The organism is Solicola agrisoli, from assembly GCF_049059935.1.
Lineage (GTDB): Bacteria > Actinomycetota > Actinomycetes > Propionibacteriales > Nocardioidaceae > JAURVT01.
This window is the reverse complement of sequence record NZ_JBMGQR010000070.1, coordinates 1-22,055: the sequence shown is the minus strand read 5'-3', so window position 1 is coordinate 22,055 and position 22,055 is coordinate 1. Positions and strand designations below refer to the sequence as shown.

The 22,055-nt window shown below is 74.2% G+C and carries 16 protein-coding genes; 13 read left to right on the top strand and 3 right to left on the bottom strand.

Annotated elements, in window-relative coordinates; translation table 11 throughout:
- From ACI6PP_RS18750 to ACI6PP_RS18700, 11 genes are all read left to right on the top strand, one after another.
- A partial coding sequence (locus tag ACI6PP_RS18750; protein ID WP_421113146.1) for an acyclic terpene utilization AtuA family protein occupies positions 1 to 1,638 on the top strand: 1,638 nt, incomplete at its 5' end.
- Positions 1,635 to 2,795, top strand: coding sequence for an acyl-CoA dehydrogenase family protein (locus tag ACI6PP_RS18745; protein ID WP_421113145.1), 1,161 nt, complete (start codon positions 1,635 to 1,637; stop codon positions 2,793 to 2,795). The genes ACI6PP_RS18750 and ACI6PP_RS18745, both read left to right, overlap by 4 nt.
- Positions 2,792 to 4,354, top strand: a complete 1,563-nt coding sequence (locus ACI6PP_RS18740; RefSeq protein WP_421113144.1) for an acyl-CoA carboxylase subunit beta — start codon at positions 2,792 to 2,794, stop codon at positions 4,352 to 4,354. Before ACI6PP_RS18745 ends, ACI6PP_RS18740 begins: the two co-directional genes overlap by 4 nt.
- On the top strand, positions 4,351 to 6,327 hold the full coding sequence (locus ACI6PP_RS18735; RefSeq protein WP_421113143.1) for an ATP-binding protein: 1,977 nt from the start codon (positions 4,351 to 4,353) through the stop codon (positions 6,325 to 6,327). Before ACI6PP_RS18740 ends, ACI6PP_RS18735 begins: the two co-directional genes overlap by 4 nt.
- Complete coding sequence (locus ACI6PP_RS18730) at positions 6,324 to 7,490, top strand: acyl-CoA dehydrogenase family protein (protein WP_421113142.1); 1,167 nt, start codon at positions 6,324 to 6,326, stop codon at positions 7,488 to 7,490. The genes ACI6PP_RS18735 and ACI6PP_RS18730 overlap by 4 nt, the downstream gene beginning before the upstream one ends.
- The gene (locus tag ACI6PP_RS18725; RefSeq protein WP_421113141.1) at positions 7,490 to 8,236 is read left to right on the top strand and encodes an enoyl-CoA hydratase-related protein; all 747 of its coding nucleotides are present in this window, start codon (positions 7,490 to 7,492) and stop codon (positions 8,234 to 8,236) included. Before ACI6PP_RS18730 ends, ACI6PP_RS18725 begins: the two co-directional genes overlap by 1 nt.
- A gap of 103 nt (positions 8,237 to 8,339) precedes the next feature.
- The gene (locus ACI6PP_RS18720; RefSeq protein ID WP_421113140.1) at positions 8,340 to 9,557 is read left to right on the top strand and encodes a sensor domain-containing phosphodiesterase; all 1,218 of its coding nucleotides are present in this window, start codon (positions 8,340 to 8,342) and stop codon (positions 9,555 to 9,557) included.
- A complete protein-coding gene (locus tag ACI6PP_RS18715) occupies positions 9,557 to 10,531 on the top strand; it encodes an NAD(P)/FAD-dependent oxidoreductase (protein ID WP_421113139.1) in 975 nt (324 codons plus the stop codon). Before ACI6PP_RS18720 ends, ACI6PP_RS18715 begins: the two co-directional genes overlap by 1 nt.
- A 1-nt stretch (position 10,532) precedes the next feature.
- Positions 10,533 to 10,946 carry a hypothetical protein gene (locus ACI6PP_RS18710; protein WP_421113138.1) on the top strand — a complete coding sequence of 138 codons (414 nt, stop codon included), beginning with the start codon at positions 10,533 to 10,535 and terminating at the stop codon, positions 10,944 to 10,946.
- Between the two features lie 175 nt (positions 10,947 to 11,121).
- Positions 11,122 to 13,290 carry a HelD family protein gene (locus ACI6PP_RS18705; protein ID WP_421113137.1) on the top strand — a complete coding sequence of 723 codons (2,169 nt, stop codon included), beginning with the start codon at positions 11,122 to 11,124 and terminating at the stop codon, positions 13,288 to 13,290.
- Entirely contained in the window at positions 13,291 to 14,862 is a 1,572-nt protein-coding gene (locus ACI6PP_RS18700) for a metallophosphoesterase family protein (protein WP_421113136.1), read from the top strand.
- Here the strand turns inward: ACI6PP_RS18700 and ACI6PP_RS18695 are convergent.
- Positions 14,817 to 15,755: a sensor domain-containing diguanylate cyclase gene (locus ACI6PP_RS18695; protein ID WP_421113135.1), complete on the bottom strand. Its 939-nt coding sequence runs from the start codon at positions 15,753 to 15,755 to the stop codon at positions 14,817 to 14,819. The genes ACI6PP_RS18700 and ACI6PP_RS18695 overlap by 46 nt on opposite strands.
- A 186-nt stretch (positions 15,756 to 15,941) precedes the next feature.
- Here ACI6PP_RS18695 and ACI6PP_RS18690 point away from each other — a divergent pair, with 186 nt between their 5' ends.
- Positions 15,942 to 17,822: an anthranilate synthase family protein gene (locus ACI6PP_RS18690; protein ID WP_421113134.1), complete on the top strand. Its 1,881-nt coding sequence runs from the start codon at positions 15,942 to 15,944 to the stop codon at positions 17,820 to 17,822.
- Positions 17,822 to 18,619, top strand: a complete 798-nt coding sequence (locus tag ACI6PP_RS18685) for a nucleotidyltransferase domain-containing protein (protein ID WP_421113133.1) — start codon at positions 17,822 to 17,824, stop codon at positions 18,617 to 18,619. The genes ACI6PP_RS18690 and ACI6PP_RS18685 overlap by 1 nt, the downstream gene beginning before the upstream one ends.
- A 242-nt stretch (positions 18,620 to 18,861) precedes the next feature.
- Here the strand turns inward: ACI6PP_RS18685 and ACI6PP_RS18680 are convergent, their stop codons facing one another.
- The gene (locus tag ACI6PP_RS18680) at positions 18,862 to 20,988 is read right to left on the bottom strand and encodes an MMPL family transporter (protein WP_421113132.1); all 2,127 of its coding nucleotides are present in this window, start codon (positions 20,986 to 20,988) and stop codon (positions 18,862 to 18,864) included.
- A 57-nt stretch (positions 20,989 to 21,045) separates the two neighbouring features.
- Positions 21,046 to 21,945, bottom strand: a complete 900-nt coding sequence (locus ACI6PP_RS18675) for a DMT family transporter (protein WP_421113131.1) — start codon at positions 21,943 to 21,945, stop codon at positions 21,046 to 21,048.
- Positions 21,946 to 22,055: the final 110 nt, after the last annotated feature.

The window sequence follows — 22,055 nt, the reverse complement described above, 5'->3', positions numbered from 1 at the left end:
GAGGGCGGCGAGCTGGACTTCCTCACCGGCGACTGGCTCGCCGAGCTCACCATGCTCATCCTCGGCCGCGACGCGATGAAGGACCCGACGCTCGGCTACGCCCGCACCTTCGTGCGCCAGCTGGACGACTGCCTCGGCCTCGCGCTCGACCGCGGCGTCCGGATCGTCAGCAACGCCGGCGGCCTCAACCCCGCCGGCCTCGCCGACGCCGTCCGGGCCGTCGCCGAGCGTCAGGGCCTGAGCGTCGCGGTCGCCCACGTCGAGGGCGACGACCTGCGCGGCCGCACCGACGAGCTCGGGCTCACCGGGTTCGGCGGCTCCGAGCCGCTGACGGCCAACGCCTACCTCGGCGCGTTCGGCATCAAGGCCGCGCTCGACGCGGGCGCCGACGTCGTCGTCACCGGGCGGGTGACGGACGCCTCGGTCGTCGTCGGGTGCGCCGCGCACGCCCACGGGTGGGGCCGCGGCGCCCACGACGAGCTCGCCGGCGCGACCCTCGCCGGTCACGTCCTCGAGTGCGGCACCCAGGCGACTGGCGGCAACTTCTCAGGCTTCCTCGACCTCCCGCGCGACACCCCGCAGCAGCGTCGCCTCGGGTTCCCGCTCGCCGAGGTCGCCGCCGACGGCTCCTGCGTCGTCACCAAGCACCCGGGCACCGGGGGAGCGGTCACCGTCGACACCGTCACCGCGCAGCTCGTCTACGAGATCCAGGGCCGGGTCTACCTCGGCCCCGACGTCGCCACCGACCTCGGCACCGTGCAGCTCGTCCCCGACGGCCCCGACCGTGTCCGGATGACGGGCACCCGCGGCTTCCCGCCCCCGCCCGACGTCAAGGTCTGCCTCAACACCCTCGGCGGCTGGCGCAACAGCGTCGAGATGGTGCTCACCGGTCTCGACGTCGACGAGAAGGCCGCGTTCGCCCGCGCGCAGGTGGAGGACCACTGGGACGCCACCGGCACGCGCCCGGCCGAGGTCGAGTGGCGGCGCGACGGCGACGTCCTCGGCTGCCACGTGCGCGACACCGCTCCCGACCCCGTCGGACGCGCGTTCACCGCGGCCGTCGTCGAGCTGGCCCTCGGGTCCTACCCCGGCTTCCACGTGACGCGCCCGCCCACGGCCGGCACGCCGTTCGGCGTCTACACCGCGGCGTACGTGCCGCAGACGTCCGTGCCGCACGTCGTCGTCCTCGGCAACGGCACCCGCGTCGACGTCCCGCCACCCGAGGTCACCCGCCCGGCGGACGACCCCTGGCCGCCAACCGAGGGCGTCCCCGTCAACCTCGTGCACGTCGAGCACCAGTGGGAGACCGCCACGATCGGCGACCTCGTCCACGCCCGCAGCGGCGACAAGGGCGGCGACGCCAACGTCGGCCTGTGGACGCGCGCCGAGGGCGGCCGTGGCCTGGCGGGCTTCACGTGGCTCTGCCACGAGGCCGAGGCGCTCGTCCGCACGCTCCCCGACGTGGCCGACCGCGACGTCCTCGTCGTCCCGCTGCGCAACCTGCACGCCGTCAACGTCGTCGTCCGCGGCCTGCTCGGCGACGGCGTCGCCTCCTCCACCCGGCCCGACCCGCAGGCCAAGGCCCTGGGCGAGCAGGTCCGGGCCCTCACCGTCCCCGTCTGGAAGGACGTCCTGTGACCACCGCCTGGACCACCCCCGAGCGCCTCGCGCTGCGCGAGAGCGTCACCCGGTTCGCCCACAAGGAGGTCGTGCCGCACCTGCGCGACTGGGAGGACGACGGACGCGTCCCGCGCGAGCTGCACCGCACCGCCGCGGCGGCGGGCGTCCTCGGCCTCGGGTTCGCCGAGGACGTCGGCGGCGAGGGCGGCGACGCGGTCGACGTCACCACGCAGACCGAGGCGCTGATCGAGGCCGGCGCATCCAGCGGCCTGTGCGCGGCGCTGTTCACCCACGGCATCGCGCTGCCGCACGTCGTCGCGTCCGGCCAGGCCGACCTGGTCGACCGCTACGTCCGCCCGACGCTCGCCGGCGAGACGATCGGCTCGCTCGCGGTCACCGAGCCTGGCGGCGGGTCCGACGTCGCCGCGCTCACCACCCGCGCGCGCCGCGACGGCGACCACTACGTCGTCGACGGCGCCAAGACCTTCATCACCTCGGGCACCCGCGCCGACTTCGTCACCACCGCGGTGCGCACCGGCGGCCCCGGCCACGACGGCATCAGCCTGCTCGTCGTCGACACCGCCAGCCCCGGCTTCACCGCGTCGCGCCCGCTGGCCAAGATGGGCTGGCACTGCTCCGACACCGCCGAGATCGCCTACGACGGCGTGCGCGTACCGGCGTCGAACCTGGTGGGCGCCGAGGGGTCGGGCTTCGTCGCGATCATGCGGCAGTTCGTCTCCGAGCGGCTCAGCCTGGCCGTGCAGGCCTACTCCACCGCGCAGCGCTGCCTCGACCTCGCCGTCGCGCACGCCCGCGAGCGGGAGACGTTCGGCCGGCCGCTGACGGGCCGCCAGGTGGTGCGCCACCGGCTCGTCGACATGCACCGCCTGACGACCACCGCGCGCACCTACACGCGCAGCGTGGTCGAGGCCGGGCTCGCGCCCGACGCCGACCCGATGCGCCAGGCCCTCGACGCGAGCATCGCCAAGAACGACGCCGTCGAGGCCTGCAAGCAGGTGGTCGACCAGGCCGTCCAGCTGTTCGGGGGAGCGGGGTACATGCGCGACTCCGAGGTCGAGCGGCACTACCGCGACTCGCGCATCCTCGGCATCGGCGGTGGTGCCGACGAGGTGCTGTCCGACCTCGCCGCCAAGCTGCTCGGGTACTCCGCATGAGCGCCGCCGCGAACCGCGAGGCGATGCTGGAGCGCGTCGCCGACCTCGCCGCCCAGCACGCCAAGGCCCTGGCCGGCGGCGGCGAGCGCTACGTCGACCGGCACCGCGGACGCGGCAAGCTGCTCGCCCGCGAACGCGTCGAGCTGCTGCTGGACGAGGACTCCGCGTTCCTCGAGCTGTCGACGCTGGCCGCGTGGGGCACCGACTTCCCCGTGGGCGGCAGCCTCGTGACGGGCATCGGCGTCGTCGAGGGCACCGAGTGCATGATCATCGCCAACGACCCGACCGTGAAGGGCGGCTCGTCCAACCCGCTGACGGTGCGCAAGGGCCTGCGCGCCGCCGAGATCGCCGCGGAGAACCGGCTTCCCACGGTCAACCTCGTGGAGTCCGGCGGTGCCGACCTGCCCACCCAGAAGGACATCTTCATCCCCGGCGGCGCGACGTTCCGGGGCATCACCCGCGCCAGCGCCGCGCGGACGCCGACGGTCGCGCTCGTCTTCGGCAACAGCACGGCCGGCGGCGCATACGTGCCCGGCATGAGCGACTACGTCGTCATGGTCGACGGCGGGGCCAAGGTGTTCCTCGGCGGCCCGCCGCTGGTCAGGATGGCCACCGGCGAGGTCGCCGACGAGGAGTCGCTGGGCGGTGCGGGCATGCACGCCCGCACCTCGGGGCTGGCCGACCACCTCGCCGTCGACGAGCACGACGCCATCCGCCTCGGTCGCCAGGTGGTGCGCCGGCTCAACTGGCGCAAGACCGGGCCGGCCCCTGCGGCTGCCCACGACGAGCCGGCGCTCGACCCCGAGGAGCTGCTCGACCTGGTGCCGTCGGACCCCAAGCAGCCGTTCGACCCGCGCGAGGTGATCGCCCGGCTCGTCGACGGCTCGGACTTCGACGAGTTCAAGCCGCTCTACGGCTCGAGCCTGGTGACCGGGTTCGCCCGGCTGCACGGGTACCCGATCGGGGTGCTCGCCAACGCGCAGGGCGTGCTGTTCAGCCAGGAGTCGCAGAAGGCCGCGCAGTTCATCCAGCTGGCCAACCAGGTCGACACGCCCCTGCTGTTCCTGCACAACACCACCGGCTACATGGTCGGCGCGGAGTACGAGCAGGGCGGCATCATCAAGCACGGCGCGCAGATGATCAACGCCGTCTCCAACTCGACGGTGCCGCACCTGTCGGTCGTCATCGGCGCCTCCTACGGCGCCGGGCACTACGGGATGAGCGGCCGCGCGTTCGGGCCGCGGTTCATGTTCAGCTGGCCCAACGCGCGCTCGGCGGTGATGGGCCCCGCGCAGCTGGCCGGAGTGATCAGCATCGTGGCCCGCCAGGCCGCCGAGTCCAAGGGCCAGCCCTACGACGAGGACGGCGACGCGCAGATGCGGGCGCTGGTCGAGCAGCAGATCGAGGAGCAGTCGTTGGCCTTCTTCACCTCCGGGATGCTCTACGACGACGGGGTGATCGACCCGCGCGACACCCGCTCGGTGCTCGGCATCTGCCTGTCGGCGATCGCGAACGGGCCCGTCGAGGGCGCCCGCGGCTACGGGGTGTTCCGCCTGTGAGCGGCCACGAGATCAGCCGCGTGCTCGTCGCCAACCGCGGCGAGATCGCCCGCCGCGTCGTCGCGACGTGCCGGCGGCTCGGCGTCCAGAGCGTGGCGGTGTTCTCCGACGCCGACGAGCACGCGCCGCACGTCGTCGAGGCCGACGCGGCCGTCCGGCTGCCGGGGTCGTCGGCCGCCGACACCTACCTGCGCGCCGACCTGCTCGTCGACGCCGCCCGCCGCAGCGGCGCGGACGCCGTCCACCCCGGCTACGGGTTCCTGTCCGAGGACGCCGCGTTCGCGCGCGCCGTCGTCGACGCCGGCCTGGCGTGGATCGGCCCACGGCCCGAGACCATCGAGCAGATGGGCAGCAAGGTCCGCGCCAAGGAGCTGATGGCCTCCGCGGGCGTGCCCGTGCTCGAGGTCGACCCCGACACCGCCGGGCCGGACGACTTCCCGCTGCTCGTCAAGGCCTCCGCCGGAGGCGGCGGCCGTGGCATGCGCGTCGTCGACTCCGCGTCCGGCCTCCCCGCCGCGCTCGAGGCCGCCGAGGCCGAGGCGCGCTCGTCGTTCGGCGACGGCACCGTCTTCGTGGAGCCCTACCTGCCCACCGCCCGCCACGTCGAGGTGCAGGTGATGTGCGACGAGCACGGCACCTGCTGGGTCCTGGGTGACCGCGACTGCTCGTTGCAGCGTCGCCACCAGAAGGTCGTCGAGGAGGCGCCCGCCCCCGGTCTCTCCGACGACCTGCGCACCCGCCTGCACGACGCGGCCCGCGCCGCCTGCGCGGCGGTCGGCTACGTCGGCGCCGGCACCGTGGAGATGCTCGTCGACGGCGACGACGCGTACTTCCTCGAGATGAACACACGGCTCCAGGTCGAGCACCCGGTGACCGAGTGCGTCACCGGCCTCGACCTCGTCGCGCTGCAGCTGTCGGTCGCCGAGGGGCGCGCGCTCGTCGGCGAGCCGCCCGAGCCGTCCGGCCACGCGATCGAGGTGCGCCTGTACGCCGAGGACCCCGCCGACGGCTGGGCCCCGCAGACCGGCACCGTCCGCAGGCTCGACGTCCCCGCGGCCGGGGTCGCGTTCGACGTCGTCGACGGGGTGGGCGTCCGTCTCGACGCCGGCGTCGAGGCCGGCTCGGTGGTCGGGGTCCACTACGACGCGATGCTCGCCAAGGTCGTCGCGCACGCGCCCGACCGCGGCTCGGCGGTCCGCGTGCTCGCCGGCGCGCTGCGCGACACCCGCGTCCACGGGGTGCGCACCAACCTCGACCTCCTGCTCGGCGCGCTGGCCGACCCCGACGTCCGCGCCGGACGCGTGCACACCGGCCTGCTCGAGCAGCGGCTCGACGAGTGGAGCGCACCCCGCCTCGACGAGGTCGCGCTCGCCGACGTCGTCCTCGCCGCCGCGCTCTCCGACGCGGCGGCCGTCCACGCCGGCGCGCGCGTCCAGCACCGGGTACCGGCTGCCTTCCGCAACGTCCCCTCCCAGCCCCGCACGCGCACGTACCTCGTGGACGGCTCGGAGGTCACGGCCACGTACGCCGACGTGCGCGGGAGGCTGACGCCCGTCGGCACGGACGTCGTCGCCCGCTCGGTGGGCGCCGACGACGTGCGCCTGGAGCGCGACGGCGTGCAGCACGTCTACCGCGTGACGCGCACCGGCGACGAGGTCGACGTCGACGGCCCGCACGGCGGCACGACGCTGCGGCGCGTGCCGCGGTTCGCCGACCCGTCCGAGCAGGTGGCCGAGGGCTCGCTGCTCTCGCCGATGCCGGCGGCCGTCGTCGCGGTGTCGGTGGCCGAGGGCGACGCCGTCACGCGCGGCCAGACCGTCCTCGTCCTCGAGGCCATGAAGATGCAGCACACCGTGACCGCGCCGCACGACGGCGTCGTCACCACGCTCACCGCCGCGGTGGGCGACCAGGTCGAGTCCGGAGCGGTGCTCGCGGTCGTCGACGAGGAGAGCACCCCCGGAGGAGAGTCATGACCACCACCTCGTACACCGAGTCGCGCGAGCGCGGCGAGCTGCGCCGTGCCGTCGCCGACCTGGCCGGCACCTTCGGCCGCGAGTACTTCCTGCGCAAGGCCCGCGACGGCGAGAAGACCACCGAGCTGTGGGCCGAGGTCGGCAAGCACGGGTACCTCGGCGTCGCGGTGCCCGAGGAGCACGGTGGCGGTGGCGGCGGCATCGGCGACCTCGCCGTGGTCTGCGAGGAGCTCGCCGCGGCCGGCTGCCCCCTGCTGATGATGGTGGTCTCGCCGGCGATCTGCGGCACGATCATCACCCGGTTCGGCACGCCGGCGCAGCAGGCGCACTGGCTGCCCGGCTTCGCCGACGGCACCACCACCATGGCGTTCTCGATCACCGAGCCCGACGCGGGCTCCAACTCCCACCAGATCACCACCACCGCGCGCCGCGACGGCGAGGAGTGGGTGCTGAGCGGCGGCAAGACCTACATCTCCGGGGTCGACGAGGCGTCGCACGTGCTCGTCGTGGCCAAGACCGAGCAGGCCGCGAGCGGACGGCTGCAGCCCGCGCTGTTCATCGTCCCCACCGACGCCCCCGGCTTCACCGCGCAGCCGATCGAGATGGACGTCGTCTCGCCCGAGAAGCAGTTCACGCTGTTCTTCGACGACGTGCGGCTGCCCGCCGACGCGCTCGTCGGGCGCGAGGACGCCGGGCTCGCGCAGCTGTTCGCCGGGCTCAACCCCGAGCGCATCATGGCGGCGGCGTTCGCCGTCGGCACCGCCCGCTTCGCGCTGAGGGCCGCCACGGCGTACGCCAAGGAGCGGGCCGTCTGGGGCAAGCCGATCGGTGCCCACCAGGCCGTCGCCCACCCGCTTGCGCAGTCGTACATCGAGACCGAGCTCGCGTCGCTGATGACCCAGAAGGCGGCCGCGCTCTACGACTCCGGTGACGACGAGGCCGCGGGCGAGGCGGCCAACATGGCCAAGTACGCCGCGGCCGAGGCGGCCGTCGACGCCGTCGACCGCGCCGTCCAGACGCACGGCGGGAACGGCCTGGCGAGTGAGTACGGCCTGGGGTCGATGATCGCGTCGTCCCGGCTCTCGCGGATCGCGCCGGTGAGCCGCGAGATGATCCTCAACTTCGTGGCGCAGTCGAGCCTGGGTCTTCCGAGGTCGTACTGATGGCCGACGAGCTGGTGCACCTGGCCGTCGCCGACGGGGTCGCGACCGTCACGCTCGACAGCCAGCACAACCGCAACGCCCTGTCGCGACGGCTGGTGGGCGAGCTCGACGAGCGGCTGGCCACGGCCGGTGACCACCCCGACGTGCGCGTGGTCGTGGTCGCCGCCGAGGGGCCCGCGTTCTGTGCCGGCGCCGACCTCAAGGAGGCGTCCGACGACGGCATGGAGCAGGGCTCGCGAGCGATGGTCGCGATGCAGCGACGCATCGTCGCGCTGCCGGTGCCCGTCGTCGTCCGTCTGCAGGGCCCTGTGCGCGCCGGCGGCCTCGGCATCGTGGGCGCGGCCGACGTCGTCGTCGCCGCGGAGTCGGTGTCGTTCTCGTTCACCGAGGTGCGTCTCGCGCTCGCGCCCGCCGTCATCTCGCTCACCACCCTGCCGCGCATGGGCGACCGCGCCGCCGCCCTGCACTTCCTCACCGCCGACACCTTCGACGCGCACGAGGCCGCACGTCTCGGCCTGGTCACCCGGGCGGTCGCCGACGCCGACCTCGACGCCGCCGTGGAGCAGGTGGTCGCCCTCATGCGGGACGCGCCGAGGCAGGGGCTGAGCGAGACCAAGGCGCTCCTCGCCGCCCCGCTGCTCGAGCGCATCGACGCGCTCGGCGACGACCTCGCGGCGCGGTCGGCGCGGCTCTTCGGGTCCGACGAGGCCCGCGCGGCCATGCGCGCGTTCCTGTCCCGTCGATGAACATCGTCGTCGACTTCGTGTGTTCGGCGTTTGCTCGGGGCCGTTGACGGGCACAATTGCGGTCGGTGTGAGAAGGGACCGGTGAGCCATGTCGGCGGAGGCGATGACGCCTGCGATCGCCGGACTGCGCGCGGAGACCATCCACAGCGTGTTCCAGCCGATCGTCGACCTCCACGAGGCGACGGTCGTCGGGTTCGAGGCACTCGCCCGCGGCCCCCGCGGACCGATGGAGTCCCCGATGGCGATGCTCGCCGAGGCCCGGGCGCTGGGCCAGATGAGCGAGCTCGACACGATGTTCCGCGAGTCGGCCCTGCGCTACGCCTCCGAGGCGGGCATCAGCGCGCCGCTCACCCTGTTCGTCAACGCCGACCCGGTGGCGCTCGACGTCGACGCGCTGGCGGCGTTCCCCGCCTGCGACCCGTCGTTCCTCGGCGTCGTCGAGATCACCGAGCGGGCCCTGATGAGCCAGCCCGCCCAGCTGATGGCCGCGGTCGACCATCTGCGCGAGCTCGGGTGGGGCATCGCGCTCGACGACCTCGGCTCCGACCCGTCGGTCACCGCGTTGATGCCGCTCGTCGAGCCCGACGTGATCAAGCTCGACATGTCGCTCGCCCAGGCCCAGCCCGACCACGTCGTCGCCGAGGTGGTCTGCGCGGTGCGCGCCCACGCCGAGGCCACCGACTGCCAGATCGTCGCCGAGGGCATCGAGACCGCCGACCACTACGCCGCCGCGCTCGCGATGGGCGCCGACCTCGGCCAGGGGATGCTCCTCGGCGAGCCGTCGCGCCTGCCCGACGCCACCGACAAGCAGGGCGCGCTCGGGCTGAGGCAGCGGCCGCGGACGCTCGCGCCGTCCGGATCGCCGTTCGCGCACCTGCCTCCCGGCCGCGAGCCGCGACGCGCGTCCGTCGCGCTGCTGCACGAGATGAGCAAGCACCTGGAGCGGGAGGCGCGGCGGATCGGGTCGACCGCCGTGCTGCTGTCGTCGTTCCAGGACGAGCGGTACTTCGGCGCGGAGACCCGCCGGCGCTACGGCGTCCTGGCCCGACGTGTCGGGCTCGTCGGCGTGATGGGGCGGGGACTGCGTCCCAACCGGGGGGCGAACCTGCACGTCGCGGAGCTGGACGACGGTGACCCGCTGGCCTCGGAGTGGGACGTCGTGGTGGTCGGACCGCACTTCGCCGCCGCCCTGCTGGCCCGCGAGATCGGCGACGAGGACCTCGACGTGCCAGGCTCGCCCCGTGAGTTCGAGTACCAGATGACGTTCGACCGCGACATCGTCGTCGGAGCAGCCCGCAGCCTGATGTCGCGGCTGCGCTGATGAGCGTCATGCCGCCCTTCGTGGTGGTCGGCGGCGGCATCGCCGGCCTGGCCTGCGCCCGGTACGTCGCCACCACGGCCGGGGGTCCCGAGGTCGTGGTCCTGGACCGGGGACGCCGGCTCGGCGGCCGGATGGCCGTCCGCACCCACGACGGGCACGCCGTCGACACCGGCGCGTCCTACTTCACCGTCTCCGACGACCGCTTCGCCGCGCAGGTGCGCGACTGGGAGTCGCGCGGGCTCGTCCGGGAGTGGACCGACACCTTCCACACGGCCGACGCGTCCGGGCTCACGGGCACCAAGTCCGGGCCGGTCCGCTGGGCCGCGACGCACGGCCTGCGCTCGCTGGTGGAGGACCTCGCCACCGGGCTCGACGTGCGTCAGCAGGAGGTGCGGCGCGTCGGGCCGGGCACCGTGGACGGTGTCGAGTCGTTGTGGACGGTCCTCGCCATGCCCGACCCGCAGGCGCACCGGCTGCTGGCCGACGAGCTGCCCGAGGTCGCGGCCGTCGCCACCCGTGACTGGAACCCGGCCCTCGCGCTCGCCGCTCGCTTCGACGCCCGCACCTGGCCCGAGGTCGACGGCGTGTTCGTCGCCGACCACCCGGTGCTGTCGTGGATCGCCGACGACGGCCGTCGCCGCGGCGACGACGCGCCCGTGCTCGTCGCCCACACCACCCCCGAGTTCGCGTCGCGCCACCTCGAGGACCCGCAGGCGGCGCTGCCCGAGGTGCTGGGTGCGCTGCGTGACGTGCTCGGCATCGAGCCCGAGCCCACCTGGACGTACCTGCAGCGCTGGAGCCTGTCGAACCCGGCCGACCCGCGCGAGGAGCCGTTCTGGAGCGCCGAGGACGGCCGCCGGGTCTCGCTGTGCGGCGACGGCTGGCACGCGCCGTCCAAGGTGGAGGCCGCGTACCTGTCCGGCCTCGAGCTGGGGCTCGAGCTGGCCGGTGACGGCACCATCCACACCGCCTGACGTGGCCGCGCTCGCGCTCGCCGTCGCCGCGGCCGTCCACCTGGGCTTCCAGGCCACGGTGACGCTGCTGGTCTACCCCGCGCTCGGCGACGGGCCGTCGAACACCTTCGCCGAGCGTCACGACCGCCACGGCCGTCGGATCACCCCGCTGGTGGTGGTCGTCTACGGCGCGCTCGTGCTGGCCACCGGCTGGGCGCTGGTCGCCGACCGCGACGCGGGCGTCGTCACGGCGGCCGTGCTCCTGGTGCTGCTGCTGGCCGTCACCGGCACCCGGGCCGCGCCGCTCCACGGCCGCCTCGGCGCCGGGTGGGACGACGACCTCTGGCGCTCGCTGGTCCGGGCCGACGTCGTCCGCCTCGTCCTCGCCGCCCTCCTCCTCGCCGCGTCGGTCGTCCCCGCCTCGTCCGCGATCTGAAGCCTTGTGGTGGTCACAGCACCCCGATGAGCACCCCAAGGCTTCAGCTCGCGGACGGGGAGCAGGCCGGGACCGAGGGTGGGACTCGTGGCGTGACGGCCACCTGGACGACGTAGACTCGGGGATTCTGCGACGCACGCGTCCAGACCCACCCCCAGAGCGTCAGAGGAGCCCGGTGGCACCGCACGACACCGCGCGACCGCAGTCCAGCGACGAGCAGGCGCAGCGCGAGATCGCCCACGAGCAGGCCTACGTCGACGTCGTCTACGGACGGCTCGAGCAGTCCGCCGTCGCCGCCCGCGCGCTGGCCGCCGAGGGCTACGCCCGCGGCCACCTCGGCCACGAGGGCGGGCTCGTCGAGCGCGACGCCATGGTCTTCCAGGCCGCCAAGCGCATCGCCGCGCTCGACGCGGCACACGACGGCCTGGTGTTCGGCCGGCTCGACACCGCCGCCGGCGACCCCCGCTACATCGGCCGGATCGGGGTCCGCGACGCCGACCGCGACATCCTGCTCATCGACTGGCGCGCCCCGGCCGCCGCCGTGTTCTACCAGGCCACCGCGCAGGACCCGGCCGGCGTCGTCCGCCGCCGCGTGCTGCGCTGCGCCGGCGCCACCGTCGTGGGCGTCGAGGACGACCTCCTCGACGCCGACCACGCGCCCGACGACATGGTCGTCGTCGGCGAGGGCGCGCTGCTCGCGAGCCTGTCGCGCGCCCGCGACAGCACCATGCACTCCGTCGTCGCCACCATCCAGAAGGAGCAGGACGCCGCCATCCGCGCGCCCTCCCGCGGCGCGACCACCATCGGCGGCGGCCCCGGCACGGGCAAGACCGTCGTCGCCCTCCACCGCGCGGCCTACCTGCTCTACACCGACCGTCGCCGCTTCGAGTCCGGCGGTGTGCTGGTGGTCGGCCCGTCCGGCGTCTTCATGGGCTACATCGAGCGGGTGCTGCCCAGCCTCGGCGAGACCAGCGTGACGTTGCGCTCGCTCGGCGAGGTCGTCGACGGCCTCAAGTCGCACCGTCACGACGTGCCCGCGGTGGCTGCCGTCAAGGGCTCGTCGCGCATGACGCGCCTGCTCGGGCGCGCCGTCCAGGCCGCCCAGCCCGGCGAGCCCACCGAGTTCCGCTACTTCTACAAGGACGACGTCCTGCGGTTCTCCGCCGACGACCTCGCCCGCATCCGTCGTCAGCTGCTGTCGTCGGGCCAGCGCCGCAACCGCGCCTACACCAAGGTTCGCGGCACGCTCCTCGACGCGCTGTGGGCGCAGGTCGCGGGCGAGCGTGCGCTGGAGAACGAGAAGGCCGGCTTCGCCGACACGATCGAGTCCGACGACGCGTTCGAGGAGTTCGTGGAGGCCTGGTGGCCGCCGCTCGACGCCGTCGAGGTGTGGGAGTCGCTGCGCGACCGTGAGCGCCTGGCGCGCTACGCACGCGGCCTGCTCGACGTCGCCGAGGTCGACGCGCTCGTCGAGGCGTGGCAGCGCCACCCCGAGCCGTCGGTCGAGGACGTCCCGCTCATCGACGAGCTGCGCTACCTGCTCGGCGAGGTGCGCAGCTCCGACGACGAGGACGACACGTTCGAGGTCAAGCAGCTGATGAGCTTCGAGCGCGAGGAGAAGGACGACCGCGACCGCCTGCGCGCCACCGGCAGCATCGAGGACGACGGGTTCGCGCACGTGCTCGTCGACGAGGCGCAGGACCTCTCGCCGATGCAGTGGCGGATGCTCGGACGACGCGGCCGCTACGCGAGCTGGACCATCGTCGGCGACGCCGCGCAGTCGTCGTGGCCGCACCCCGAGGAGGCCGCGCGCGCCCGCGCCGAGGCCCTCGCCGAGCTGCCCGAGCACGCGTTCCGGCTCTCCACCAACTACCGCAACTCCGCCGAGATCTACGACCTCGCCGCTGACGTCGCCCGCGCCGGCATCGACGCGCCCGACCTGCCCGAGGCGGTCCGCCGCACCGGCAGCGAGCCCGAGCACCGGTCCGTCGCCGACGGTTCCGACCTCGGTGACGCCGTGGAGTCGGCGCTGCGCGGGCTGGCCGGCGAGGTCGAGGGCACGATCGCCGTCGTCGTCCCGGTGGCCCTGCGCGACGAGGTCACGGCCCGGCTCGACCGGGTGCTCGGCGACCTGCAGGGACGCGCGAGCGTCCTCGATGGCCTCGACACCAAGGGCCTGGAGTTCGACGCCGTGCTCGTCGTCGAGCCCGACGGCATCGTCGACGAGTCGCCCGCGGGCTGGCGCACGCTCTACGTCGTGCTGACGCGCGCCACCCAGCGTCTGCTCACGGTCGGCGCCACCCGTCGTTGGCTCGACCGCGCCCGCCCCGAGGGCACCGTGTAGATGCGTCGCCTGCTCCGCCCCGGTGCGCTCCTGCGCGCCGCCGTGCTGCTGGTCGTCGGGGTGCTCGTGGCCGTCGGTGCCGGGCTCTGGTCGTTCGACCACGCGTCGCGCACCGTCGTCATCGGCGCGCACACCACCACCGTGCAGCCGACCTTCGACGGTCACGCCACGCTCGACTTCGGCCCGTTGCTGCCGCAGATGCGGCTGCCCACCGACCAGCCGGCGAACCTGGGCGTGCGCATCCGCGTGGGCGACACCGACGCCGACGACGTCAACCAGCTCGTCGTCCGCGACGCCGTCATCGCGAGCCAGCCGGCCGGTGAGATCCAGCGGGTCAGCGCCACGGTGCGCGACATGGCGCGCTCGGCGATCCTCGTCGGCGTCGGCTGGGGGCTTCTCGCCGTCCTGGTGCTCGCGGTGGGCTGGTCGGTCGTCGGCGAACGTCGTCGTGCCGAGGTGGGTCGCACGCTGCGACGCCCGGTCGCGCTGGTCCGTCGCCGCCCGGTCGTGGTCGCGGCGGGCGCCACCGCGCTCGTCGCGGGCCTGGCCCTGGTGGCCGTGCCGGTCGGGCAGGACGAGGAGTCCGCCTCGGGCGTCGACGGCTGGCGGCCGCTGCGGTCGTACTACCCCGAGCTCGACTCCGACCCCGTCCTCGACCGCGTCGAGCTGGCCCGCAGCAGCGCGACGCGCGCGGGCCTCGCGATCGTCGACAGTGCCATCTCGACCTACCAGACGTCCCAGAAGTTCTACGGCGACCTCGAGGACTCGGTGGACGACGTCGCCGACCAGGTCCGTCAGCCCTCCGACGACGAGACGGTCGCGGTCTTCGTCACCGACCGCCACGACAACATCGGCATGGACCCCGTCGCCGCGGCGATCGGACGCGTCGGTGGGGCCAGCGTGCTCATCGACGGCGGCGACGACACGTCCAGCGGCGGCTCCTGGGAGCGGTTCAGCATCAACTCGATCGCCCGCGAGTTCCGTGACTACGACCGGGTGGGCGTCGTCGGCAACCACGACACGGGCCCCGCGATCCCCCGGGCCCTCGCCGACGAGGGCTTCACCGTGCTCGACGGCGAGCGCGCCGACGTCGGGGGCATCGCGTTCATCGGCGACGCCGACCCGCGCAGCTCGGGGTTCACCGCCGAGTACACCCAGGGCACCGAGACGCTGACCGAGCAGGACGAGCGCCTCACCGAGGCCGCCTGCGCCGACGACGAGATCACCACCGCGGTGGTGCACAGCGCCGCCTCGGCCACCGAGCTCGCGCAGTCCGGCTGCGTCGACCTCGTGCTGTCGGGCCACCTGCACCGCCAGGTGGGGCCCACCACGGTCGACGGCCCGGACGGCGCCGTCACCACCACGTTCACCGGCGCCAGCACCGGCGGCGCGGTCTACGCGTTCGCGCTCGGCTCCAAGCTGCGCCGCCCGGCCCAGGTGACGCTGGTGACCTTCGCCGACGGACGCCCGGTGGGCCTGCAGCCCGTCGACCTCGAGACCGGCGGGCAGGTGCAGGTGCAGGACTACTACCCGCTGCCCTCGAGCGGCTCGACCGAGCCCACGACCCCCTGAAGGCCGAGCGCGTCGCGGGCCGTCGCCTTGGCGCGGTAGAGCCGGCGGTCGGCCCGGGCCAGGCACGTCAACGGGCTCTCGCCCGGGCGCAGCTGGGCCAGGCCGACCGAGCACGCCAGCCGGCCGGGGAGGTCCTCGCCCAGCCGGCCCGCCAGCTCGATCGCGTCGGCGGGCGTGGTGCCGGGCAGCGCGATCGCGAACTCGTCGCCGCCCCAGCGCGCCAGCACGTCGTCGCCGGAGAGCAGGGCGTGCGTCGCCTGCGCGAACTCGACGAGCACGGCGTCGCCGGCGGCGTGGCCGTGCCGGTCGTTGAACGCCTTGAAGCCGTCGAAGTCGACCAGGCCGAGGGTGAGCGGACGCCCGGTGGCGACGGTCTCGGCCACCAGCGTGGCGACGGCGTCGTCCCACGAGCGTCGGTTCAGGCAGCCGGTGAGCGGGTCGGTGGTGGCGAGCAGCTGCAGCTCGGCGCGCGACTCCTCGAGGGCGGACTCGATGCGCTTGCGGGTGGTGAGGTCCTGGGCGTGCGCGACCGTCCACGGCTGGCCCTGCGGCCCCGCGATGGACGAGAACGTCATCAGCACCCAGCGCACCGACCCGTCGGGCCGCACGAAGCGCTTCTCGACCTGCGCGACGCCGTCCTCGGCCTCGGCCATCATCGAGCCCGCGCGGGCGTGGTCGTCGAGGTCGTCGGCGTGGGTGAAGTCGCGCGAGGAGCGGCCGAGGATCTCGTCGACCGGACGGCCGAGGAGCCGGCACCAGGCGCCGTTGACGTCGATGAACAGCCCGCGCTCGTCGGCCAGGGCGATGCCGACCGGGCTCTGCTCGAACAGCTCGGTGTAGAGCGTCTCGTGGCGCGGCGGGTCGGCGTCCTGCCCCTGAGTCCGGCCCCGCACGCCGTCCATCCTGGCACGTGGGACCGACAGCGGGGTGCCGCTGTAGGATCCCGGGCGTGACGACTCGCCTCCTCTCCTGGTGGGACCACCTGTAGGTGGTCCGAGCTCGTCCTGTCCCGACCACCGCCTGACGGTGGCCCGGTGACGTCCCGGCCGGAGCCGCGGGCACCCGACCGAAGGATCCCCATGAGCCTGCTGGCCCAGCTCGCCGACCACGAGGCGTACGCCATCGTCCGCGTGCGCGACTCCGACACCGTGACGGTGGTCGCCGGCGCGCGCCGCGACGTCGAGCGCCTGGCCGACGTCCCGGTGCTGGACGGCGCGCCCGAGGGCGGCCCGTCCCACGACCACCTCGTCGTCGTCCCCTACGCGCAGGTGCGCGAGCGCGGCTTCGAGGCCGTCGACGACGGCACCCCGCTGACGGTCGTGCGCTGCGACCTCGTGCTCGAGGTGCCGCTGGCCGAGATGCTCGCGCTGCTGCCCGAGCGCGAGCTCGACTTCGTCGACCGCGGCGGGTTCGAGACCGACGACGACGCGTACGGCGCGATGGTCGAGCAGGTCATCGCCGACGAGATCGGGCGGGGCGAGGGGGCGAACCTCGTCGTCGCCCGGCGCTACCGGGCGCAGGTGGCCGACTGGGGGCACGAGGCGGCGTGGTCGGTGCTCCGCACGCTGCTCGTCCGCGAGCGCGGCGCGCACTGGACGTTCTGCGTGTTCACCGGCGACCGGTTCCTGGTCGGTGCGAGCCCCGAGCGGCACGTCAGCCTCGACCGCGGCCAGGTGCGGATGAACCCGATCAGCGGGACGTTCCGGCTGCGCGGCCTGGACACCCAGGCGGCCCGCAAGGCCGCGCTGCTCGAGTTCCTCGAGGACGAGAAGGAGATCTACGAGCTCTTCATGGTGGTGGACGAGGAGCTCAAGATGATGTGCGACATCTGCCACGAGGGCGGGCTCGTGCTCGGGCCGTACCTCAAGCCCATGTCGCACCTCGTGCACACCGAGTACCTGCTCGCCGGCGACACCGACCGCGACGTCCGCGACGTCCTGCGCGACTCCATGTTCGCCGCCACCGTCACCGGCAGCCCGGTGGAGAACGCGTGCCGCCTGATCGCCCGGTACGAGGACGCCGGTCGCGGCTACTACGCCTCGGTGATGGCGCTGGTGGGACGCGACTCCGACGGCGGGCAGCGCGCCGACGCCCCCATCCTGATCCGCATGGCCGACGTCGACCTCGACGGCAACCTGGTGGTGACGGCCGGCGCGACGCTCGTCCGCGACTCCGACCCGGCCCACGAGACCGCCGAGACGCACGCCAAGGCGGCGGGCATCCTCAGCGCGTTCGGCCTCGTCCCCGCCGCGCCCCCGCAGGGCGAGGGGTACGACGCGTTCGCCCGCGACGACGAGGTGCTGATCGCGCTGGGCCGTCGCAACCAGCGGCTCAGCCAGTTCTGGCTCAGCGACCAGGGCGGGTCGCCGCCGGTGCCGGGGCTGGCCGGGAGGCGCGCGGTCGTCGTCGACCACGAGGACGACTTCGTCAACATGCTGCGCCACCTGCTCGGCGTGCTCGGGGTGCGCACCGACGTGCTGCGGCACCGCGACTACCGCGACCTCGCGCAGCTCGACGAGTACGACCTGGTGGTGGTGGGGCCCGGTCCGGGCGACCCGCGCGACCTCGACGACCCCAAGATCGCCACCGCGCGCCGGCTCGTGGACGACCTGCTCGCGGCGGAGAAGCCGTTCCTCGCCGTGTGCCTGGGCCACCAGGTGCTGTCGGGCGCGCTCGGTCTGGACCTGGCGTACAAGGACATCGTGTTCCAGGGCACGCAGAGCCGGTTGCTCGTCGGAGGCCGCGCCGAGACCGTCGGCTTCTACAACACCTTCGTCGCGCGGGCGCCCGCGTCGGGACTGCCCGCGGGCATCACCGTCGAGGCCGACCCCGCCACCGGCGACGTCCACACGCTGACCGGTCCGCACTTCGCGGGCGTGCAGTTCCACGCCGAGTCGATCCTGACGCAGAACGGCCACCTGCTCGTCCGCGACCTGGTCGCGCGGCTCCTGGGGGAGTAGTGCGCGCGCTCTCCGACGACATGGACGCGGGCGTCGTCGCCCAGGTGGACGCGCGCCTCGCGGGCGTCGTCGCCGAGCACGGGGTGCGGGTTCCCTGGGCGATCGAGAGCGGCAGCCGCGCGTGGGGGTTCCCGTCGCCCGACAGCGACTACGACTGCCGGTTCCTGTACGTGCGCCCCACCCGCGACTACCTCACCTGCTGGCCGCCGCGCGACGTGATCGAGACCCCGCTGGACGCGGTGCTCGACGTCAACGGGTGGGACGTGCAGAAGGCGGTGCAGCTGCTGCTGCGCGGCAACGCGACGGTGACCGAGTGGCTGCGCTCACCGATCGTCTATGACGGCGACTCGGCGTTCCGTGACGGCTTCCTCGCGCTGGCCGACGAGGTGCTCGACCGCGCGCGGGTCGGCCGGCACTACCTGCACCTGGGGCAGCTGCAGTGGAGTGCGTACAACGGCGGCGACGGACGGTTCAAGAAGTTCTTCTACGCGCTGCGCCCGGCCGTGGCCGTCCGCTGGCTGCGGCAGCACCCGTCGTCCGGCCTCCCGCCGATGGACCTGCCGACGCTGGTGGCGCAGGCGGACGTGCCCGCGGCCGTCGCGTCCGAGGTGGACGACCTCGTCGCCGCCAAGGCCGTCACCCGCGAGCTCGGCGAGGGACGGGTGCCTCCCGCGCTCGCCGCCTTCGTCGGCGACGAGCTGGCGGCGTCCCCCGAGGTCTTCGGCGACGTCCGCACCGACCTCACCGCCCAGCGCGCCCTCGCCGACGACTTCTTCCGCTCCGTCCTCCGCCCCTGACCCCCGTCCGCCCCACCCGTCACCGGTTTCCCAGGTGAACCTGGGAAACCTCCGGGACCACGGAGAACTTTCCAGGTACCGGGACAGTTCTCCGGGTGAAGTGGGGCGGGTGGGACGGACGGCGCCGCGCGTCACGCCGACGTCCCACGGTCCCCTCCCGTCCCACCTCCCCCGGAAGACCGACGACACCACGGGAAGTTCTCCGGGGTGTCGTCGGAGTCCCAGGTGAACCTGGGAAACCGTCAGGCGGTGGGGACGGGCTCCTCGTGGGGGGACGGGGCGGCCGCGTGGTCGCCGCGGCGGGGGTTGCCGGGCCACCAGAACCGGTCGCCGAGGACGGCGACGGCGGCGGGGACGAGGACGGTGCGCACCAGCAGGGTGTCGAGCAGGACGCCGAAGCCGACGATGATGCCGATCTGCGTCAGCGTGATGAGCGGCAGCACGCCGAGCACGGTGAACACCGCCGCGAGCAGGATGCCGGCGCTGGTGATGACGCCGCCGGTGACGGCCAGCGCGGTCGCGATCGCCTCCCGGGTCGACGTCGACCCCCGGGTCGACGTCGACCGCGCCTCCTCGCGTGCCCGGGTGGTGAGGAAGATGTTGTAGTCCACCCCGAGCGCCACCAGGAACAAGAACGCCAGCAGCGGCACCTGCAGGTCGAGCGCCGGGAAGTCGAACAGGTGGGTGAACGCCCACCAGCTCGCGCCGAGGCTCGCGCCGTAGCTGGCCACCACCGTCGCGAGCAGCGTGACGGCCGCGACCGCCGAGCGGAGCAGCAGCAGGAGCACCACCAGAACGATCGCCAGCACGACCGGGATGACGACGCGCTGGTCGTGCGAGGCGGCGTCGCGCTCGTCCAGCGCCTGCGCGTCGGGCCCGCCCACGAGCGCGCTGCCGTCGAGGGTGGAGCGGATGCGCTCGATGGTGGCGGACGACGCCGCGGACTCGGGGTCCGCCGCGAGCACCACCGACAGCGTCGTCCGTCCGTCCGCCTCCGCGCCGGTGGCGACGTCGTCGACGCCCTCGACGCCGCGCACGGCGGCGGTCACCTCAGCCACGCGTGACGCGGGCGCGACGACGGTGGTCGGCTCCGACGACCCGGCCGGGAACGCCGAGGCGAGCACCTTCTGGCCCTGCACCGACTCGGGCTGGGTGCGGAACTGCTCGTTCTGCGAGAGCCCCAGCCGCGCGCCGAGCACGCCGGACGCGAGCACGGCGAGCACCAGGACGCTGCCCACCAGGATCGGGACCGGACGCCGAACGACGGCGCCGCCCACCTTGGACCAGGGGCCGGTGCGCGTGGGGTCGGGCTGGCCGACGCGGGGGACGAACGGCCAGAACAGGCCGCGACCGAACAGCACCATCGCCGCGGGCAGCACGACGAGCGCGTAGACGACGGCCGTCGCGATGCCGATGGCACCCGCGTAGCCGAGGCTGCGGTTGGAGGGCGTGACGGCGAAGGTCAGCGCGAGCAGCGCGAGGACGACCGTGCCCGAGCTCGCCAGCACGGCGGGCCCGGCCTGGCCGAGCGCGTGCCGCATCGCGTCCTGCCGGTCCTCGGTGCGACGCAGCTCCTCGCGGTACCGGGCGATGAGCAGCAGCGCGTAGTTGGTGCCGGCGCCGAAGACGAGCACCGACGTGATGCCCACCGTCGAGGGGTCGACGGTGAAGCCGAACACCTGGGTGCCGACGCTCACGAGCGTCGCGGCCACGCGGTCGGCCACGCCCACCACGGTCAGCGGGACGAGCCACAGCCACGGGCTCCGGTAGGTGACGAGCAGGAGCAGGGCCACGACGCCGGCGGTGGTGAGCAGCAGGCGGATGTCGGCGCCGTCGAAGACCGACGCGAGGTCGACCTGGAACGCCGGGCCGCCGGTCACCTGGGCGCGCAGGTCGCCCGGCAGGCCGTCGCGCGCGGCGGCGCGCAGCTCGGTGACAGTCTCGTCCAGCTTCTCCTGCGACACCGCCGTCGACAGCGGCACCGCGATGATCGACGCCTCGCCGTCCGAGGCGGCCACCGGCGTCAGCGGCGCACCCTCGACCACGCTGAAGCCCTGCAGCCGCTGCGCGAGTGCGGCGACGGCCCGGGTGTCGTCGGCCGTCAGCGCCTCGCCGTCACGGTCGACCACCACGATGGCGGGGGCGACGTCGCTGCTGGGGAACGACGACTCCAGCTGCGCGACGGTCGTCGAGTCGTAGCCGTCGGGCAGGCCGGCCGCGGGGCCGGTGGCCTCCTTCGCCGAGACGCCCGACGCGAGCGCGAAGCCCGACAGCAGGACGGCGACGAGGACGACCACCCACTTCAGGCGTGGGGACGCGGACGACGTGGCGACTCGACGCAGGGTGGTGCCGCGCTCAAACTGTTCCATGATGGAAAGAGTAGGCGACGCGTCGACAGGACGCACCTCATGCCCGGGAGGCGGTGGTCACACCGCCCGTCGTCGCATCCGGGTGATCGCGACGCCTGCCAGGCACAGCGCCCCGCCGGCGAACCCGACCGCCGTGGGCGTCTCACCGAGCACGGCCCACGACAGCAGGACGGCGATCGCCGGGACGAGGTACGTCGTCGCGCTCGTGCGCCCCGCGCCGAGGCGCCGGAGCGCGTACGCCCAGGTCGTGAAGGCGATCGCCGTCGGGAAGACGCCGAGGTAGACCACGCCCGCGAGCGCGCCGGCCGACGCGTTCCGCGTCTCGCCGACGAGCGCGGGCAGGTAGGGCAGGCAGACGGCCGCGCCGACCAGGCAGCCGAGCCAGGTGGCCTGCAGGCCGTCGAGGGTGCGCAGGGCCGGCTTCTGCAGCAGCACGCCGGCGGCGTAGAGCACGGCGGCCGCCACGCAGAGCAGGACCCCGAGACGGTCGCCGGCCAGGCCGCCGTCGCCCGACCCAAACGCGATCAGGGCGACCCCGCAGAACGCGACCGCGATCCCGGCGACCAGGGTGGGCGGGAAGCCCTCGCCCTGGAAGAGCCCGGCCAGCACCGCGATCAGGATCGGGCCGAGCTGGACGAGCAGCGCCGCCGTCCCCGCGTCGACGTGCTGCTCGCCGGCGTTGAGCGCGACGTTGTACGCGCCGAACCACAGGGCACCGAACCCCAGGACGTAGACGAGCGTGCGGCCCCGAGGCCAGGGCCCGCGTCGCGGCCACGCCACCACGCCGAGCACCAGCGCCCCCACCAGCAGCCGGCCGAGCGCGAGCGGGCCGGGCGAGAACGCGTCGCCGACGGCGCGGATGCCGACGAACGCCGACGCCCACAGCACGACCGTCACGGCGGCGGCGAGCAGGGAGAGGTCGCGGGCGCGCGCGGGCGCGTCGGGGGAGGTGGTCACGCGACGACGCTAGGGCCGCGCCGTCGTCGCGCGACAGCCGGATTCGTGCCGCGTCACCACGATCACCCGCCACACGCAGAAGTTGTCGGTGCCTCACAGGCCCATGGGCC

Coding starts and splice junctions, on each gene's coding strand:
- ACI6PP_RS18730 (WP_421113142.1), top strand. CDS start 6,324: ATGACCACCACCTCGTACACCGAGTCGCGCGAGCGCGGCGAGCTGCGC.
- ACI6PP_RS18700 (WP_421113136.1), top strand. CDS start 13,291: ATGCGTCGCCTGCTCCGCCCCGGTGCGCTCCTGCGCGCCGCCGTGCTG.
- ACI6PP_RS18680 (WP_421113132.1), bottom strand. CDS start 20,988: ATGGAACAGTTTGAGCGCGGCACCACCCTGCGTCGAGTCGCCACGTCG.
- ACI6PP_RS18690 (WP_421113134.1), top strand. CDS start 15,942: ATGAGCCTGCTGGCCCAGCTCGCCGACCACGAGGCGTACGCCATCGTC.
- ACI6PP_RS18725 (WP_421113141.1), top strand. CDS start 7,490: ATGGCCGACGAGCTGGTGCACCTGGCCGTCGCCGACGGGGTCGCGACC.
- ACI6PP_RS18740 (WP_421113144.1), top strand. CDS start 2,792: ATGAGCGCCGCCGCGAACCGCGAGGCGATGCTGGAGCGCGTCGCCGAC.
- ACI6PP_RS18720 (WP_421113140.1), top strand. CDS start 8,340: ATGACGCCTGCGATCGCCGGACTGCGCGCGGAGACCATCCACAGCGTG.
- ACI6PP_RS18715 (WP_421113139.1), top strand. CDS start 9,557: ATGAGCGTCATGCCGCCCTTCGTGGTGGTCGGCGGCGGCATCGCCGGC.